We start from the raw sequence: 15,731 nt of genomic DNA, 5'->3' as shown, positions 1-15,731 counted from the left end.
CGAACGTGCTCGAATCGTTGCACGGAACGTCGCGGTGGTATGCGTGATTGCCGCATTCTGATCCCCACGGTCGCCACAGGATCATCACACGAGGGAGACGACATGGCTTCACGGAGAAACATCGCGATGGCTTTGACCGCCGCGACGCTGATCACTAGCACCATTGGCGCCCCCGCGGCATTTGCCGGCTCCACCTCTGCCCAGGCGTACACCTGTCACTACACCCAATCGGGGGTCAACGGGTACGCCGGCTATTACAGCGGTACGACGGTCATTCCCAGCTCCACCGGAGTATCGAGTTCGGGCATCGAGGCCCAGTGTCTGCTCAAGAAGGTTGGGTTCGACCCTGGCACGATCGACGGTGTCTTCGGGAGCAACTCCAAGGCCGCTGCCAAGGCTTTCCAGTCCTATGTGAACGACAGGTCCGGATACACCGTGATGACGGTCGACGGCGTCGTCGGCAGTCAAACCTGGCCCAACCTGCGGTACTACGCGGCAATGTACATATAGCAGGGTCGTCGTCAGAAGCCGTATCTAAACCGATCACGGAACGTGCGGGTTGAACAGGTTTCCCGCCGGGGTGATCTTCTGATGGTAGGTGCATGAAGGCAGGGCCCTTGGTAGCTCGGAGGTGCGAACCGAACCGAGCAGTACCAAGAGGCCCTGTTGTCGCAGTTGTACGCGCCTGAGCCCGCTGATCTCAACTCGGCCGCCCTAACGTGTGATTGCTTCGCGCACGTGTACGTCAACGCAGCCGATCACCCCGATCGGGTGCGGCGGTACCCGTCGGACATGACGACCACGTCCCCGAGCTCCAGCCGACCGCACTTGCCCGCCTACTGCGCTAGCTAGCGCCTGTTCCGAGTTCTCCGTCGTCTGCGCGGGGCGCGGGCGGGGAACTCAGCACAGGTCCTCAGCCCGTACGCCGAAGCCGTACACCGTCTGCGAGCGGTACACCGCGCCCGGCCGCAGCAGCGTGCTCGGGAAGTCCGGCCGGTTCGGGGAGTCCGGGAAGTGCTGCGTCTCCAGGGCGATCCCGGCGCCGGGCACGAACGGGCCGCCGATGTGGTCCGCGGTGTACAGCTGCAGCCCCGGCTCCGTCGTGGCCACGGTGAGGACCCGCCCGGACGCCGGATCGTGCAGCTCGGCGACCTCGACCGGGGTGCCGGTCACGCCCTTGTCGAGCACGAAGTTGTGGTCGTAGCCGGAGCCGGTGGTCCGGGCCGTCCGGAAGTCGAAGCGGGTGCCGTCCACGTCCCGCGGCGCGCCGGCCGGGATCAGGTCCCCGTCCACGGGGGTGAACCGTGAGGCGGCGATCCGCAGCTCGTGTCCGCCCGCGTTCCCCGAACCGGCCAGGTTCCAGTACGAGTGGTTCGTCAGGCTGACCACGGTCGGCGCGTCCGTGACCGCCTCGTACGCGATCCGCAGCGCGCCGTCCGCGTCGAGGGTGTACGTCGCCGAGACCTCCAGCCGGCCGGGGAAGCCCTCCTCGCCGTGCGGGCTCACCCGCGACAGCCGTATGCCGTGCTCGACCGGTTCGCCGTCCCACGGTCGCTTGTCGAAGCCCCCGGCGCCCCCGTGCAGCGTGTTCGGTCCGTCGTTCGGTTCGAGCGCGTACGTCCGGCCGTCGAGGGGGAGGCGCGCGCCGGCGATGCGGTTGGCGTACCGCCCGATCAGCGCGCCGAGGTACGGCCCCGGGTTGCTCAGATAGCCCTCCAGGTCCGGCAGGCCCAGCACCACGTCCGCCGGGCGTCCGTCCCGGTCGGGGACCTCCACGGACTGCACGATCCCGCCGTACGACAGGACGCGCACCCGCACCCCGCCGCGCTCCAGGGTCCAGCGGTGGACCGGTGTGCCGTCGGAAAGTGTGCCGAAACGTTCGCTCATGGGGAAACCCTAGGTCACGGGGTCCTTGGCGGTGACGGCGCGGTAGGCGATCTCGGCGAGCCTGGCCTGACCGTTCCGGCTCGGATGGAACCAGTCCCACTGGCTCAACTGCGCGGCCCCGAAGCGGTAGTCGAAGACCGCGTTGCCGTCGAAACGGCACCGCCGGTCCTTTGCGCACACCTCCCTCAGGACCCGGTTGTACCCCTCCACGCGGGCCTGCACCTTGTCCCGCCGCCTGGTCGCCGCGGCGTCCAGCGCGTCCGCGTCACCCAGCATCGAGGGGCAGATGCCCAGCTTCCACACCTGCTTGCCCAGCGGGCTGCCACGGCCCTCGGACCACAGCCGCTTCAGGTTCGGCACGCTGGAGACGTACACCTGCGTCCTGGGCAGCGACGCGCGCAGCACGTCCATCGCGTCCTGGAACTCGTCACGGAAGTCGTCGACCGGCGTCATCGCCGAGGTGGTGGAGCGGCAGGCGTCGTTCGCGCCGACCATCACCGTCACCAGCTCCGGCCTCCTCGGCACGGCCTGGGCGACCTGCCCGGCCAGATCGGACATCCGGGCCCCCGTCACCGCGTAGTTCCAGCTGCGCTCCGCGGCCCCCGCCGCCCCGAGCAGCCGCACGGCGAGGCTGTCGACCCCGACGTCGCTGCCCGTCGCCCAGGACACCTCGGGGCAGTCCGACAGCACGGTGCAGGCGTCGAAGCCGCGCGTGATGGAGTCGCCGACGGCGGCGATCGAGCGGGGGGAGGGGTTCCAGACCGGCGTGGGCCTCGCGGAGGCGGTGCTGCTCCGCGTGGCGGTCCCGTCGCCGCGGGAGGCGTCGCATCCGGCGAGCCCCAGGACGGCCGCGGCGGCGATCGCGACGGCGGCCCGCGATCGGTGGTCTGGCTTCCGCATCCCCTGGTCCCCTCGTTCGTCGTACCCGGTGGTCGGTCCGCGTACGCAGTCGTTCGGGCAGCGTTTCGAACACGCTGGGTCAGCCCCGCGTCCCCTTGGGTGAAACCTCGGAGTTTGCGGGCACCTGGACCGACGGTACGTCACACTCCTTGCCCCCACGCACGGTAGCCTCGCCCCGTGGCCGCCCCGCCACGCCCGTTCCGTAAAGTTACAAGATGTCGCGGTCTGCCCGGAGGTTCAGGTGACGACACGTGGAGTCCTGTACGTGCACTCCGCGCCACGCGCACTGTGCCCGCACGTCGAGTGGGCCGTCGCGGGCGTGCTGGGGACACGCGTCAACCTCGACTGGATCCGGCAGCCCGCCGCCCCCGGCACCTGGAGATCCGAGTTCTCCTGGCAGGGCGAGGCCGGCACCGCATCCAAACTCGCCTCCGCCCTGCGCGGCTGGCAGCTGCTGCGTTTCGAGGTCACCGCGGAGCCGTGCCCGACCGCCGAGGGCGAGCGCTACAGCTGCACCCCCGACCTCGGCATCTTCCACGCCGTCACCGGCCTGCACGGCGACATCCTGATCCCGGAGGACCGGCTGCGCGCCGCCCTGCTGCGCTCCCAGCGCGACGAGACGGACCTGGAGGCCGAACTCGCCAGGCTGCTCGGCAAGCCGTGGGACGACGAGCTGGAGCCGTTCCGCTACGCGGGCGAGGGAGCACCGGTCCGCTGGCTCCACCAGGTCGTCTAGAGGCGTTCACGCGGCATCCGGCGGGCAACGGCGTGTGGCCCGGACTCCCCAGGGGAGTCCGGGCCACACGCCGTTCGCAAGGACGTCGGACGTCGAACCGTCAGACGGTCCGGAACGCCAGCACCACGTTGTGCCCGCCGAAGCCGAAGGAGTCGTTCAGCGCGGCGATGCGGCCCTGGACGGGCAGCTTGCGGGCCTCGCCGAGGACGATGTCGGCGTTGGCCTCGGCCTCGGGGTCGAGGTTCTCGACGTTGATCGTCGGCGGGGCGATGCGGTGGTAGAGCGCGAGGACGGTCGCCACCGACTCCACGCCCCCGGCGCCGCCGAGCAGATGGCCCGTCATCGACTTGGTCGCGGAGACCGCCATGTGGTCCGCGTCGTCGCCGAAGACCTTGCGCAGCGCCTTCAGTTCGGCCACGTCACCGGCCGGCGTGGAGGTGGCGTGCGCGTTCACATGCACGATCTCGGCCGGGTCCAGGCCGGTGCTGTCGAGCAGGTTCTGCAGGGCGTGCGAGATGCCGCGGCCCTCGGGCTCCGGCTGCACGATGTCGTGGCCGTCGGCGGAGATGCCCTGGCCGACCGCCTCCGCGTAGACGCGGGCACCGCGCTTGGCGGCGTGCTCGGCCGACTCCAGGACCAGGACGCCCGCACCCTCGCCGAGGACGAAGCCGTCGCGGGCCGTGTCGTAGGGGCGCGAGGCGCCCTGCGGGTCGTCGTTGTTCTTGGACATCGCCATCATGTTGCCGAACGCGGCGATCGGCAGCGGGTGGATGGCCGCCTCCGTACCGCCGGCGACCACGACGTCGGCGCGGCCGCTGCGGATCATCTCGATGGCGTAGCCGATGGCCTCGGCGCCCGACGCGCAGGCGGAGACCGGGGTGTGCACACCGGCGCGGGCGCCCACGGCGAGGCCCACGTTGGCGGCCGGGCCGTTCGGCATCAGCATCGGCACGGTGTGCGGGGAGACACGGCGGACGCCCTTCTCCTTGAGCACGTCGTACTGGTCGAGGAGGGTCGTCACACCGCCGATGCCGGAGGCGATGACCGCGCCCAGCCGGTCGGGGTCGATACTGCCGTCCTCGCCCGCCTTGCCGGTGAAACCGGCGTCCGCCCACGCCTCCTTGGCCGCGATCAGCGCGAACTGCGCCGAGCGGTCCAGGCGTCGGGCCTGGGGCCGCGGGAAGATCTCGGACGGATCCACGGCGATCTGTGCGGCGATGCGGACGGCCTGCTCGGCGGCCCAGTCCTGCTCCAGGGCGCGGACACCGGACTTGCCGGCGACCAGACCCTCCCAGGTAGAGGCCGCGTCGCCACCCAGCGGTGTGGTTGCGCCGATACCGGTGACGACCACGGTGCGATTGGTCGGGCTCACGGGAATTCTTTCTCCAACGGATACGAGGATTCGACGGCGCCACCGCCGGGTGGCGGGGCGACGGCCCGACGGCCGGGCCACGGGCCCGGCGCCTGGCTGTCCGCCCAGGTGATCGGTCGATCAGCCCTGGTGCTTGAGGATGTAGTCGGCAGCGTCGCCGACCGTCTTGAGGTTCTTGACGTCGTCGTCGGGGATCTTGACGTCGAAGCGCTCCTCGGCGGCGACGACGACCTCGACCATGGACAGCGAGTCGACGTCCAGGTCGTCGGTGAAGGACTTGTCCAGCTGGACGTCCTCCACCGGGATGCCGGCGATCTCGTTCACGATGTCGGCGAGACCGGCGACGATCTCTTCCTGCGTGGCGGCCATGTCAGGCGCTCCTTCGTAGATATCCAGAGGGTGTGGCGCCCACCGCGTCAGCGGCAGGTGCGTGCAGTGCCCGTGCCGGACCGAAGATCCGGCACGGAGTGCCTAGGGGAGAGTAACGACCGTCGCGGCGTACACGAGACCCGCCCCAAAGCCGATGACGAGCGCGGTGTCGCCGCTCTTCGCCTCGCCGGTCGCCAGGAGCCGCTCCATCGCGAGCGGGATCGAGGCGGCCGAGGTGTTGCCGGTGGTGCGGATGTCACGGGCTACCGTGACGTGCTCCGGCAGTTTGAGAGTCTTCACCATCGAGTCGATGATCCGCACGTTCGCCTGGTGCGGGATGAAGACGTCCAGGTCGTCCGCGGTGATCCCGGCCGCGTCCAGCGCCTGCTGGGCGACCTTCGCCATCTCGAACACGGCCCAGCGGAACACCGCCTGGCCCTCCTGCGTGATCGCCGGGAACCTGACGTTGCCCTGGTCGTCGAGCGGGAGCTGGGAGGCGTCGCCGACCCGGTACGCGTTCCACGGCACGGTCTGCTTGATCGTTTCCGCCTTGTCGCCCTCCGAGCCCCACACGGTCGGGCCGATGTGCGGCTCCTCGGACGGGCCCACGACGACCGCGCCCGCGCCGTCACCGAACAGGAAGGCGGTGGCCCGGTCCTCCAGATCCGTCAGGTCGGACAGCCGCTCCACGCCGATGACCAGGACGTACTCCGCGGACCCCTCGACGATCATGCCCTTGGCGAGCGTGAGGCCGTAGCCGAACCCCGCACAGCCCGCCGAGATGTCGAAGGCGGCGGCCTTGTCGGTGCCGAGCTTGTCGGCGATCTCGGTGGCGACGGCCGGGGTCTGGCTGAAGTGCGAGACGGTGGAGACGACGACCGCGCCGATCCGCTCGGCGGGGATCCCGGCGTCGGCGATCGCCTTGCCGGCAGCCTCCACCGACATGGCGGCGACGGTCTCCTCGTCGTTCGCCCAGTGCCGCGTCTCGATGCCGGAGCGGGAGCGGATCCACTCGTCGGAGGAGTCGATCGTCTCCAGGATCACTTCGTTGGGCACCACCCGGACGGGACGGTAACCGCCCACGCCGAGGATGCGCGCGTACGGAGCGCCCTTCCGCGCCTTGATCTTCGACATGCTCTCGGGCTCCTCCATCAGGCGCTGTGCTCGGCGATCAGATCGCGAGCCGCGGCGAGGTCGTCGGGGGTCTTCAGGGCCAGGGTCGTGACGCCCGGCAGCGCGCGCTTGGCGATGCCGGTCAGGGTGCCGCCGGGACTGACCTCGACCAGCGCGGTCGCGCCCAGCTTCTCGAAGGTCTCCATGCACAGGTCCCAGCGGACGGGGCTGGCGACCTGGCCGACCAGGCGCTGCAGCACCTCGGCGCCGGTGTCGACGGCCTGCCCGTCCTTGTTCGAGACGTACGCGACCTTCGGGTCCGCGGGCGCCAGCGCCTCGGCGGCCTGTGCCAGGGCGTCGACCGCGGGGGCCATGTGGTGCGTGTGGAACGCGCCCGCCACCTTCAGCGGGACGACGCGGCGCACGCCCTCGGGCTTGTCCTCCTGGAGGGCGGCGAGCTGCTCCAGGGTGCCGGCGGCGACGATCTGCCCGGCACCGTTGACGTTGGCCGGGGTCAGGCCGAGCTTCTCCAGGTGCGGAATCGTCGTCGTGGGGTCGCCGCCCAGCAGCGCCGACATGCCCGTGGGCGTGATGGCCGCGGCGTCGGCCATGGCCAGACCCCGCTTGCGTACGAGGGTCAGCGCGGCCGTGTCGTCCAGGACGCCCGCGAAGACGGCGGCGGTGATCTCGCCGACGCTGTGGCCGGCGACGGCGCCGGGAACGATGTCACCCAGTGCCATGGCGGACAGCAGACCGGCGGCCACCAGCAGCGGCTGGGCGACGGCCGTGTCCCGGATGGCGTCGGCGTCGGCCTGGGTGCCGTAGCGGGCGAGATCGAGCCCGATGGCGTCCGACCAGGTGGCGATACGGTCGGCGGCGCCGGGGAGTTCGAGCCAGGGGGTCAGGAAACCGGGCGTCTGGGCGCCTTGGCCGGGAGCGACGAGTACGAGCACTCTCACACTCTCTCTTGGGGACGGCCGGGGCCGCCCGTGAGGACAGGGACGAAGAACCGCAGGGGGTTTTGTGGGCCCTCGACAAAAGGTCAGGTCGGGAGATCCCCCTCGACGAGACGGCCCAGGATCAGCGCGATTCGCAGGGTGAACGCGGAGCGTACATCAGAGGGCGACCACCCGGTGACGTCAGTCACACGTCGGAGCCGGTAGCGCACGGTGTTCGGGTGAACGAAGAGCATGCGGGCCGCGCCTTCGAGGCTGGACGCCTGCTCCAGATACACGCTGAGGGTCTCCAGGAGCGCGGAACCCGCCTCCTCCAGCGGTCTGTAGATCTCCTCCACCAACTGCTCCCGCGCGCTCGGATCACCGGCGATCGCGCGCTCCGGCAGCAGATCGTCCGCCAGGACCGGGCGCGGTGCGTCCTGCCAGGCGGAACACGCCTTGAGGCCCGCCGCGGCGGCCTGGGCGGAGCGGGTCCCGGCGAGCAGATCGGGCACGATCGGCCCGGCGACCACGGGACCCGCGGCGAACGGCCCGATGAGCGACTTGGCTACGGCGAGCGGATTGTCACTGCCTCCGGCGATCACCACCAGCCGGTCCCCGAGGACACCGGTGAGCACCTGCAGCTTGGCGTGCCGGGCGGCCCGCCGGATGGCCTCGACCGTCAGCTCGCTGTCACCGTCCGGCGCGGTACCCAGCACCACGCACACATGTTCCGGCGAGTTCCAGCCGAGCGCCGCGGCCCGGCTGACGGCCCCCTCGTCGGCCTCCCCGCTGAGCACGGCGTTGACGACGAGCGACTCCAGCCGCGCGTCCCAGGCGCCGCGCGCCTCGGCGGCCTGGGCGTAGACCTGGGCGGTGGCGAAGGCGATCTCACGGGCGTACACGAGGAGCGCCTCGCGCAGCACGGACTCGTCGCCGGGAGCGGCCACCTCGTCGATGGCGGACTCCATGACCTCGATGGTCGTGCGCACCATCTCCACGGTCTGCCGCAGGGTGATGGCCCGGGTCAGCTCGCGGGGGGCCGTGCCGAACACATCGGTGGAGATGGCCTGCGGGGCGTCCGGATGCCGGAACCACTCGGTGAACGCCGCGATACCCGCCTGGGCCACCAGACCGATCCAGGAACGGTTCTCCGGGGGCATCGCCCGGTACCACGGCAGCGTCTCGTCCATGCGCGCGATGGCCTGCGCGGCGAGGCTTCCGGACGACTTCTCCAGCCGCTTCAGGGTCGCGGCATGCGGATGGACGGAACGCGCTGCGGTCTCGGTGTTCCTGGCTTCGGGTTCGGGCACGGGGACAAGACTGCCTTATCGGGACGGGACCGTGCGTCGCGGGTCCCGATGGGTGGACGGCACGGGGCTACGGTGGGGACCGTGATGGACGTACGGCGCGCCGGCGGGCGCCACCGCGGAGGGGACCCGGGCGCCGGGATCGAGTCCCTGCACGCCTTCAGCTTCGGCCCCCACTACGACCCGGACAACCTCCGGTTCGGCGCGTTGATCGCCTGCAACGAGGAGCGGCTGGCACCGGGCGCCGGCTTCGACGAGCATCCGCACAGCCACACGGAGATCGTCACATGGGTGGTGGAGGGCGAGCTGACCCACCGCGACTCCACCGGCCGCACCTCCGTGATCCGCCCCGGCGATGTGCAGCGCCTCAGCGCGGCGGGCGGCGTCCGGCATGTGGAACGCAACGCCGCCGACGTCCCGTTGGTCTTCGTCCAGATGTGGCTGGTCCCCCTGGAACCGGGCGGCGAGCCCGGCTACGAGGTGGTCCACGGCATCGCGGACTCCACACCGTACGCGGTCCCGGGGGCGGGCGCGATGCTGCACGTACGGCGCCTCGGGGCGGGGGAGCGCACCGCGGTACCGGACGCGGCGTACGCGTACGTGCACGTGGTGCGCGGGGACGTACGCCTGGAGGGGGAGGAGCTGGGACCGGGGGACGCGGCGCGGATCACGGACGCGAAGGACCTGGAGGCGGTGGGGGTGACGGCGGCGGAGCTGCTGATCTGGGAGATGGCGGACACCTCCGGCCCGCCGCGGTAGGACGGGACGGCACGGGGCTCAGCCCCGCAGCTCCGCCAGCACCGCGTCCGTGAACACCGGCCACGCCTCGATCGCCCACGGGCCGAACGCCCGGTCCGTCAGGGCCGCACAGGCCGCCCCCGCGTCGGGGTCGATCCACAGGAACGTGCCCGACTGGCCGAAGTGGCCGAAGGCACGGGGCGAGGACGAACGCCCCGTCCAGTGCGGTGACTTCGCGTCGCGGATCTCGAAGCCGAGGCCCCAGTCGTTGGGGTTCTGGTGGCCGTAGCCGGGCAGCACGCCCTTCGTCCCGGCGTACTGCACCGTCATCGCCTCGGCCACCGTCCGTGGATCGAGCAGGCGCGGCGCCTGCACCTCGGCCGCGAACCGGGCGAGGTCCGAGACCGTCGAGACGCCGTCCTTGGCGGGGGAGCCGTCGAGGCTCGTCGAGGTCATGCCCAGCGGCTCCAGGACGGCCTGGCGGGCGTACTCGCCGAACGGGATGTCCGTGGCCTTCGCCACATGGTCGCCGAGCACCTCGAACCCGGCGTTCGAGTACAGGCGCCGCTGCCCGGGCGCCGATGTCACCCGGTGCTCGTCGAAGGCCAGGCCGGAGGTGTGCGCGAGCAGATGACGGACCGTCGAGCCGGGCGGACCGGCGGGCTCGTCCAGCTCGACCGCTCCCTCCTCGTACGCGACGAGCACGGCGTACGCGGCGAGCGGCTTGGTGACCGAGGCCAGCGCGAAGCGGTGGTCGACCGGACCACGGGTGCCGGGGACGGTGCCGTCCGCACGGACGACGGCCGCGGCGGCGGTGGGGACGGGCCAGTTCTCGATCAGCGCCAGACTCTGCAGGGACATGGGTATGAGGCTAAGCGCTTCACAGCCGGAGCCACATGGAGGGGTCCGGCTTGCGGACGAAGCCCAGGGACGCGTACAGCGGCTCGGCCTGGGCGGACGCGTTCAGCTCGGCCTGCCGGGCGCCCTGCTCCCGGAACCAGTCCAGCAGGGTCTCCATGCACGCGCGCGCGTAGCCGCGACGGCGGGCGCCGGGATCCGTGGCGACGCTGAAGACGTGCCCCACCCGCCCGTGCGGATTGCCCGTCCGGCCGATCCGGTACTCGATCGTGCCGGCCGCGAGCGCCGCGAGCGCCCCCGGCCGCTGCGGATGGTCGACCACAAAGGCCGCGAAGTCGCCGTCCCGGTCGGCGAGCCGGCGGCGCACCGTCGGCAGGGACTCGTCGTGCCACTGGGTGGAGGACTCGGCGGAGAACACGGAATCCAGCATGATCTGCCGTAGCCGCAGCACTTCCTCGGCGTCCTCGCGCACGGCCCGTCGTACGAGACTCATGGTCCGCACGCTAGTCAGCCCCACCCGGTCGAGTCTCGGCATTTTCGCCTGGTTCCGCTTGCTTGGAGTGTGCTCGAAGGTTCTAGCGTGGTGGCCATGACGGTGATCGAGACCTTGGCCCAGGAAGCCGAACAAGGAACCGACGTCTGCTCCGCACCGCCCGAGCGGCACCCCCGTCCCGACGGCGAGGACAGCTACACGATCAGCGAGGTCGTCGCCTTCACCGGCCTGACCGCGCACACCCTGCGCTGGTACGAGCGGATCGGGCTGATGCCGCACATCGACCGCTCGCACACCGGTCAGCGCCGCTACTGCAACGCGGACCTGGACTGGCTCGACCTCGTGGGCAAGCTGCGGCTCACCGGGATGCCGGTCGCCGACATGGTGCGCTACGCGGAGATGGTGCGGGAGGGCGACCACACCTACGCCGAGCGCTGCGAACTCCTGGAGGCGACCCGCCGGAACGTGCTCGCCCGGATCGCGGAGCTGCAGGACACTCTCTCGGTGCTCAACCGCAAGATCGATTTCTACGCGGACGCCGGGCGCGCCCCGGTGTCGGAGAGGCCGCGATGACGGACAGCAGGATCACGACGGTGCGGCTCGGCGGCGACGGGCCCGAGGTGGGGGTCCAGGGCCTCGGCTGCATGGGGATGAGCTGGGCGTACGGCCCCGCGGACGCCGGGGAGTCGCGGGCCGCCCTGGAGCGGGCGCTGGCGCTGGGCGTCACGCTCTACGACACCGCGGACGCGTACGGCGCGGGCGAGAACGAGACGTTCCTGTCGCCGTTCTTCAAGGCGCACCGGGACGAGGTCGTGATCGCCACCAAGTTCGGGATCTCGTCGCCGCCCGACGAGCCGTACAAGCGGACCATCCGCAACGACCCCCCGTACATCCGCCGGTGCGTCGAGGCCAGCCTCGGGCGCCTGGACGTCGACGTGATCGACCTCTACTACATGCACCGCCGCGACGTGAACGTGCCGATCGAGGAGACCGTCGCCGCCATGGCGGAACTGGTGCGCGAGGGCAAGGTGAGACACCTCGGGCTGAGCGAGGTCACGGCCGGTGAACTGCGCGCGGCCCGGGCGGTTCACCCGATCGCCGCCGTGCAGTCCGAGTGGTCGCTGTTCAGCCGGGACATCGAGGCGCATGTGGTGCCGGCCGCCAAGGAACTGGGCGTGGCCCTGGTGCCGTACTCGCCGCTCGGCCGCGGCTTCCTCACCGGCTCCTTCTCGAACGCCGACACCGACCTCACGGACCAGGACTTCCGCCGCACGATGCCCCGCTTCACGGGGGAGAACGCGAGCGCCAACGTGGCGCTCCTGGAGCCGGTCCGGACCGTCGCCGAAGCCCACGGCGTGTCGCCGGCGCAGATCGCGCTGGCCTGGGTGCAGCAGCAGGCGGCGGTGTGCGGCCTGCCCGTGGTGCCGATCCCGGGGACGACCAAGCGCTCGCGCGTCGAGGAGAACACGGCGGCGACGCGGATCGTGCTGAGCGAGAGCGAACTGGCCCTGCTGGAGCCGATCGCCTCCAAGGTGGCGGGCGACCGCTACCCGGACATGACGTTCGCGTCGGCCGGACGGGAGTAGCGGCGGAACGGGGGCGGTGGCGGGACGGGGGCAGTGGCGGGACGGGGGCAGTGGCGGGACGGGAGCGGCGGCGGGCAGCGCGGGGCCGGCGGCCGACCGGGCGGGTCCGCGAGGTCCGGTGCGGTGCGGCAGTGCCCGAAAGGGGCGTGGGAAACGGCGCGAGGAGCCTCCCCCACCGATCGGACCCGCAGGTGGTGCACCGGGTCCCGCGGAGCGCTCAGAGCTCCGCCAGCAACTCCGCCTTCTTCGTGGAGAACTCCTCGTCCGTCACGAGCCCGGCCTCGTGGAGTTCCCCCAGGTGCCGGATCCGCTCGGCGATGTCCGCCGGATCGCGGCGAGCGGCGGGGCCCACGGCCGGGGCGGGGCCCGCGGCCCGCACGGCCGCCAGCACCGAGGCGGCGAAGGGCAGCGACTCGTGCACCGGCCCGTAGCCGAGCCCGAAGATCACGGCCGCGGGGTCCTGGTCCGGCTGGGCCGGCTGCGCGGCGCCGGCCGGGTCGCGGTGCAGCAGCCGGAGATGGCCCTCGAAGACCTCGGGGGAGCGCCACTCGACCCCGCTCAGACCGGTGATGGGGAAGCTCTGGTCGCCGGCCTTCCACTTGGCCGAGGACGCGCCCGTCCAGGACCAGCGGAAGGACACGGCCTTGCCGTCGAAGGACGCCTTCCCGTCGTACGCCTTGAACTGCAGGGGTACCTCGGGCGGCGCGACCAGGAAGCGCTCGGCCGGCCCGGGGTCATCGGCGAGCAGGGTGCGCAGTTCGTCCGCGTAGTACTCGGCGAGGGTTTCGCGGTCGGCGGGCAGGACCAGCCGGTAGGGGTCGGAGGTCTCCTTGAGCTGTCCGGCCGCCGCCTCCATCAGCGGGTCGGCCCCGGGCCGCGGCACCGCCTGCAGGACGACCGTCCCGCGCTTCCCCGCATCGAGCCTCACCCCCGCGATCGCCTCCAGGGGGATGCGGCGTTCGCCGAGCGCCTGGAGCAGCTTGGGCGTCCGGATTCCCCGTTCGAAGCGGATGAGCACGGAGTCGGACTCGAACTCCCAGGCGGCATGAAATCCGGCCAGTACGTCACCCATGCGGCTCATCGTATGCGGCATGAGCTCCTCCGTCGCCTCCCCTGGCAGACCGCAATTCCTGGTCCTCTACGCGCGTCCGGCCGACACGGCACCGGACAAACCCGCCCGGCAGCCTCCATCGTCGTCGGCACACAGCACCGAGTCATATGCGCCGGTGCCGATGTCGGCGAAGTTGCGCAGGCTCTCCGTGCCCGGCTCGAAATAGCCGGCGTGACCCTTCGCCCCCTGTGCGGACAGCACCCGCGCCCCGAAGCCCCGGGAGACCGGGTCGGCGCCGTGGCCGAGGCCGCCGACCTCCAGGTAGGGCACGTCCTGGATCCAGTCGTCGGCGTCCCGCATGGCCCACACACGGGCCGTGGTGTGCAGGCCCCCCGCCGTGTCGGCCCGCATACCCGGGCTGCCCGCCACCGCTATGTCGGACACACGGGCCGGCAGCCGGTGCGCGGCCACCCCGCACAGCACGGATCCGTAGCTGTGGCAGTACAGCTGGACCGGTGCGTTGCCGGGCAGGGCGCGCAGCAGGGCGTTGAGCCGGACGGCGCCCTCCGTGGCGCGCATCGCGGTCGCCGCCTCCATGCCGAGCCCGCTGGGCGCGGTGTAGTCGGCCCAGGCGATCACGGCCGTACGGGTGTGCGGGTCGGTCTCGTGCTCCGCCGTGTACAGGGACCTGGCCATGCCGACCGGTGCCGAGTACTTGCGGAAGGTGCGCTGGAAGGTGAGCAGGTCGGTGTCGACGCCGGGGACGACGACCGAGATCCGCTCGGCTCGGTCGAGGTTCCCGAGGACCTCGGCGATACGGCCCGAGCCCTCCGGGTCGAAGGCGAGGATCTGCCGGTCCTTGCGCATCAGCGCCCCGAAGCGGTTCATGAGGCGGCCGGCCTCCCGCTGACCCACCGGCGACAGCCGGTCGTCGTGCATCCTGACGCGCTCGACGTCGCGCTGCCTGGCGAGGGCGATGTGGTTGGCGTCGTAGCGCAGCCGTACCGGGGCCCCGTTCATGTTGCCGACCGCGAGCGGGTAGCGGTGGGCGAGCCGGGAGCGCTGGCGGGCGCTGAGCGAGGCGAAGAAGGCGGCGAGCCGGGCCGGGGGTTCGTCCAGGTCCGGCAGTTCACGTCCGGCGATCCTGCCGTGTTCCCACGCGGAGCGCGACGCCTGCAGGGGGGTGAGGCCGCGGTGGCTGCGCACGGCGGTCCAGCCGGTCGTCGCGAGCATCACGAAGACCACAGCCAGCGCGAGCAGCGCGCGCCAGACGTTGAGTTGCGGGGAGGTGTCGAAGGAAGTCACTGGAAGGACACACTAGGAGAACGAGAGTGTCTCGCGTTAACCGAGTGACGCGTCTCACGTTTCTCGTGCGCCAATTGCGGCAAAACGGATACACTTTACGCTCGATCATCACGCTGCGCCGATGAAGTGCGCCTCCTCCCGCACCGCGTGTGACCGCGGGTTCACCCCGTCGGCTGCGGCCCGTGCGGCGGGAGCGGGAATTCACTTGACCCGTACGGGACCGATGCGGAATCAGCACGGGATCAGTGCGGGATCGGTGCGGGATCGGTACGGAATCACTCCGCGCGCCACTTCTCGGCCAACGCGGGGCCCACGGCGTCGAGGTAAGAGGCCGTCAGTTCGCGGATGGCGGCCACGCTGAGGTCTTCCCGTGCGCTCCAGAGCCGTTCCGTCACGCGCATCACCCCGCCGAACACGGCCACCGTGACGCGCGGCCGCGGGTCCGTGTCCACGTCGAGCCCCTCGCGCTCGGCGATCGCACGGGCGATCTCCTCCTCCAGCTCCGCCGAGCGGCGCAGATGGGTGGCGAACAGGGCGGGCGTCGACTCGATCAACCTATACGTGCGCAAATGCAGTTCGATCGGGATGAATCGGTCTACGGCCTCACCGATGCCGTCCCAGCCCTCCAGCACGGCCTGGCGCAGCGCCTCCAGGGGCGCCTCGTGCGGCGGCCGCCCGCGCACCGCCTCCAGGAAGTGCGACTCCGCCACGGAGTGCGCGAAGAAGACGGCCTCCTCCTTGCCGGCGAAGTAGCGGAAGAAGGTCCGCTGCGAGACGTCCACGGCCGCGGCGATCTCGTCGACGGTCGTCCGCTCGTACCCCCGGGTGAGGAACAACTCCAGGGCGGCGCGCAGCAGCGCGTCCCGGGTGCGTCGTTTCTTGCGCTCACGCAGTCCCGGCCGCGGGGCCGTCTCCATGGGTCCTCATTTCGTTCATCCGCCCGGTTCACCCTATCCGTGAGTGGCGTGGCAGTTACCGACTTGTGAACTGGTTTGTCATTTGTCAGAGGCTGTCATTAGCCTCGACCTCATGACTAGTCAGACCACCGTCGACGCGACGGAACCGGGGGACAAGACGT

17 protein-coding genes are annotated in these 15,731 nt (G+C 71.3%); 5 read left to right on the top strand and 12 right to left on the bottom strand.

Annotation, left to right across the window (positions count from 1 at the left end; genetic code table 11):
- Positions 1–102: 102 nt before the first annotated feature.
- On the top strand, positions 103–510 hold the full coding sequence (locus ACZ79I_RS12250) for a peptidoglycan-binding domain-containing protein (RefSeq protein ID WP_471496881.1): 408 nt from the start codon (positions 103–105) through the stop codon (positions 508–510).
- Between the two features lie 390 nt (positions 511–900).
- On the opposite strand, the gene ACZ79I_RS12245 is transcribed toward ACZ79I_RS12250, so the two are convergent.
- Complete coding sequence (locus ACZ79I_RS12245; protein ID WP_471496879.1) at positions 901–1,887, bottom strand: aldose epimerase family protein; 987 nt, start codon at positions 1,885–1,887, stop codon at positions 901–903.
- Between the two features lie 9 nt (positions 1,888–1,896).
- Positions 1,897–2,787: an SGNH/GDSL hydrolase family protein gene (locus tag ACZ79I_RS12240; protein WP_471496877.1), complete on the bottom strand. Its 891-nt coding sequence runs from the start codon at positions 2,785–2,787 to the stop codon at positions 1,897–1,899.
- A gap of 241 nt (positions 2,788–3,028) precedes the next feature.
- Between ACZ79I_RS12240 and ACZ79I_RS12235 the strand changes: the two genes are divergently transcribed.
- Positions 3,029–3,523, top strand: a complete 495-nt coding sequence (locus tag ACZ79I_RS12235) for a DUF3145 domain-containing protein (protein ID WP_471496875.1) — start codon at positions 3,029–3,031, stop codon at positions 3,521–3,523.
- Positions 3,524–3,623: 100 nt separating this feature from the next.
- On the opposite strand, the gene fabF is transcribed toward ACZ79I_RS12235, so the two are convergent.
- The 5 genes from fabF to ACZ79I_RS12210 all read right to left on the bottom strand — a co-directional run bounded on the left by fabF (position 3,624) and on the right by ACZ79I_RS12210 (position 8,625).
- A complete protein-coding gene (gene fabF / locus ACZ79I_RS12230; RefSeq protein WP_471496873.1) occupies positions 3,624–4,895 on the bottom strand; it encodes a beta-ketoacyl-ACP synthase II in 1,272 nt (423 codons plus the stop codon).
- 120 nt (positions 4,896–5,015) lie between these two features.
- Positions 5,016–5,264 carry an acyl carrier protein gene (locus ACZ79I_RS12225; RefSeq protein ID WP_381079638.1) on the bottom strand — a complete coding sequence of 83 codons (249 nt, stop codon included), beginning with the start codon at positions 5,262–5,264 and terminating at the stop codon, positions 5,016–5,018.
- 102 nt (positions 5,265–5,366) lie between these two features.
- Positions 5,367–6,398 carry a beta-ketoacyl-ACP synthase 3 gene (locus ACZ79I_RS12220; RefSeq protein WP_471496871.1) on the bottom strand — a complete coding sequence of 344 codons (1,032 nt, stop codon included), beginning with the start codon at positions 6,396–6,398 and terminating at the stop codon, positions 5,367–5,369.
- A 17-nt stretch (positions 6,399–6,415) separates the two neighbouring features.
- On the bottom strand, positions 6,416–7,330 hold the full coding sequence (locus ACZ79I_RS12215) for an ACP S-malonyltransferase (RefSeq protein ID WP_471496869.1): 915 nt from the start codon (positions 7,328–7,330) through the stop codon (positions 6,416–6,418).
- Positions 7,331–7,419: 89 nt separating this feature from the next.
- Entirely contained in the window at positions 7,420–8,625 is a 1,206-nt protein-coding gene (locus ACZ79I_RS12210) for a PucR family transcriptional regulator (RefSeq protein WP_381079632.1), read from the bottom strand.
- A gap of 81 nt (positions 8,626–8,706) precedes the next feature.
- Between ACZ79I_RS12210 and ACZ79I_RS12205 the strand changes: the two genes are divergently transcribed.
- A complete protein-coding gene (locus tag ACZ79I_RS12205) occupies positions 8,707–9,381 on the top strand; it encodes a pirin family protein (protein ID WP_471496867.1) in 675 nt (224 codons plus the stop codon).
- An 18-nt stretch (positions 9,382–9,399) separates the two neighbouring features.
- Here ACZ79I_RS12205 and ACZ79I_RS12200 read toward each other — a convergent pair whose 3' ends face one another.
- Positions 9,400–10,221 carry a serine hydrolase domain-containing protein gene (locus ACZ79I_RS12200; protein ID WP_471496865.1) on the bottom strand — a complete coding sequence of 274 codons (822 nt, stop codon included), beginning with the start codon at positions 10,219–10,221 and terminating at the stop codon, positions 9,400–9,402.
- A 19-nt stretch (positions 10,222–10,240) separates the two neighbouring features.
- Complete coding sequence (locus ACZ79I_RS12195; RefSeq protein WP_471496863.1) at positions 10,241–10,711, bottom strand: GNAT family N-acetyltransferase; 471 nt, start codon at positions 10,709–10,711, stop codon at positions 10,241–10,243.
- 96 nt (positions 10,712–10,807) lie between these two features.
- On the opposite strand from ACZ79I_RS12195, the gene ACZ79I_RS12190 reads away from it, so the two are divergent.
- Together ACZ79I_RS12190 and ACZ79I_RS12185 are read left to right on the top strand one after the other, a co-directional pair.
- Positions 10,808–11,284 (top strand): MerR family transcriptional regulator, encoded by a 477-nt coding sequence (locus ACZ79I_RS12190; protein WP_471496861.1) that lies wholly within the window; start codon positions 10,808–10,810, stop codon positions 11,282–11,284.
- Positions 11,281–12,297 carry an aldo/keto reductase gene (locus ACZ79I_RS12185; RefSeq protein WP_471496859.1) on the top strand — a complete coding sequence of 339 codons (1,017 nt, stop codon included), beginning with the start codon at positions 11,281–11,283 and terminating at the stop codon, positions 12,295–12,297. Before ACZ79I_RS12190 ends, ACZ79I_RS12185 begins: the two co-directional genes overlap by 4 nt.
- A 217-nt stretch (positions 12,298–12,514) precedes the next feature.
- Here the strand turns inward: ACZ79I_RS12185 and ACZ79I_RS12180 are convergent, their stop codons facing one another.
- The 3 genes from ACZ79I_RS12180 to ACZ79I_RS12170 form a co-directional block, all read right to left on the bottom strand.
- Positions 12,515–13,369, bottom strand: coding sequence for a DUF4429 domain-containing protein (locus ACZ79I_RS12180; RefSeq protein WP_471496857.1), 855 nt, complete (start codon positions 13,367–13,369; stop codon positions 12,515–12,517).
- Between the two features lie 66 nt (positions 13,370–13,435).
- Positions 13,436–14,653: an alpha/beta hydrolase gene (locus ACZ79I_RS12175; RefSeq protein ID WP_471496855.1), complete on the bottom strand. Its 1,218-nt coding sequence runs from the start codon at positions 14,651–14,653 to the stop codon at positions 13,436–13,438.
- Positions 14,654–14,928: 275 nt separating this feature from the next.
- The gene (locus tag ACZ79I_RS12170; RefSeq protein WP_471496853.1) at positions 14,929–15,570 is read right to left on the bottom strand and encodes a TetR family transcriptional regulator; all 642 of its coding nucleotides are present in this window, start codon (positions 15,568–15,570) and stop codon (positions 14,929–14,931) included.
- Positions 15,571–15,731 lie beyond the last annotated feature (161 nt).

The organism is Streptomyces sp. PSU-S4-23, assembly GCF_055632315.1.
The sequence above is the reverse complement of the archived record's forward strand: the minus strand, read 5'-3'. Positions and strand labels throughout refer to the sequence as shown.

What these genes read in the sequence shown, in the direction of transcription:
- ACZ79I_RS12250 (WP_471496881.1), top strand. Translation starts at nt 103, where the DNA reads ATGGCTTCACGGAGAAACATCGCGATGGCTTTGACCGCCGCGACGCTG.
- ACZ79I_RS12245 (WP_471496879.1), bottom strand. Translation starts at nt 1,887, where the DNA reads ATGAGCGAACGTTTCGGCACACTTTCCGACGGCACACCGGTCCACCGC.
- ACZ79I_RS12240 (WP_471496877.1), bottom strand. Translation starts at nt 2,787, where the DNA reads ATGCGGAAGCCAGACCACCGATCGCGGGCCGCCGTCGCGATCGCCGCC.
- ACZ79I_RS12225 (WP_381079638.1), bottom strand. Translation starts at nt 5,264, where the DNA reads ATGGCCGCCACGCAGGAAGAGATCGTCGCCGGTCTCGCCGACATCGTG.
- ACZ79I_RS12220 (WP_471496871.1), bottom strand. Translation starts at nt 6,398, where the DNA reads ATGTCGAAGATCAAGGCGCGGAAGGGCGCTCCGTACGCGCGCATCCTC.
- ACZ79I_RS12200 (WP_471496865.1), bottom strand. Translation starts at nt 10,221, where the DNA reads ATGTCCCTGCAGAGTCTGGCGCTGATCGAGAACTGGCCCGTCCCCACC.
- ACZ79I_RS12195 (WP_471496863.1), bottom strand. Translation starts at nt 10,711, where the DNA reads ATGAGTCTCGTACGACGGGCCGTGCGCGAGGACGCCGAGGAAGTGCTG.
- ACZ79I_RS12190 (WP_471496861.1), top strand. Translation starts at nt 10,808, where the DNA reads ATGACGGTGATCGAGACCTTGGCCCAGGAAGCCGAACAAGGAACCGAC.
- ACZ79I_RS12185 (WP_471496859.1), top strand. Translation starts at nt 11,281, where the DNA reads ATGACGGACAGCAGGATCACGACGGTGCGGCTCGGCGGCGACGGGCCC.
- ACZ79I_RS12180 (WP_471496857.1), bottom strand. Translation starts at nt 13,369, where the DNA reads ATGGGTGACGTACTGGCCGGATTTCATGCCGCCTGGGAGTTCGAGTCC.
- ACZ79I_RS12170 (WP_471496853.1), bottom strand. Translation starts at nt 15,570, where the DNA reads ATGGAGACGGCCCCGCGGCCGGGACTGCGTGAGCGCAAGAAACGACGC.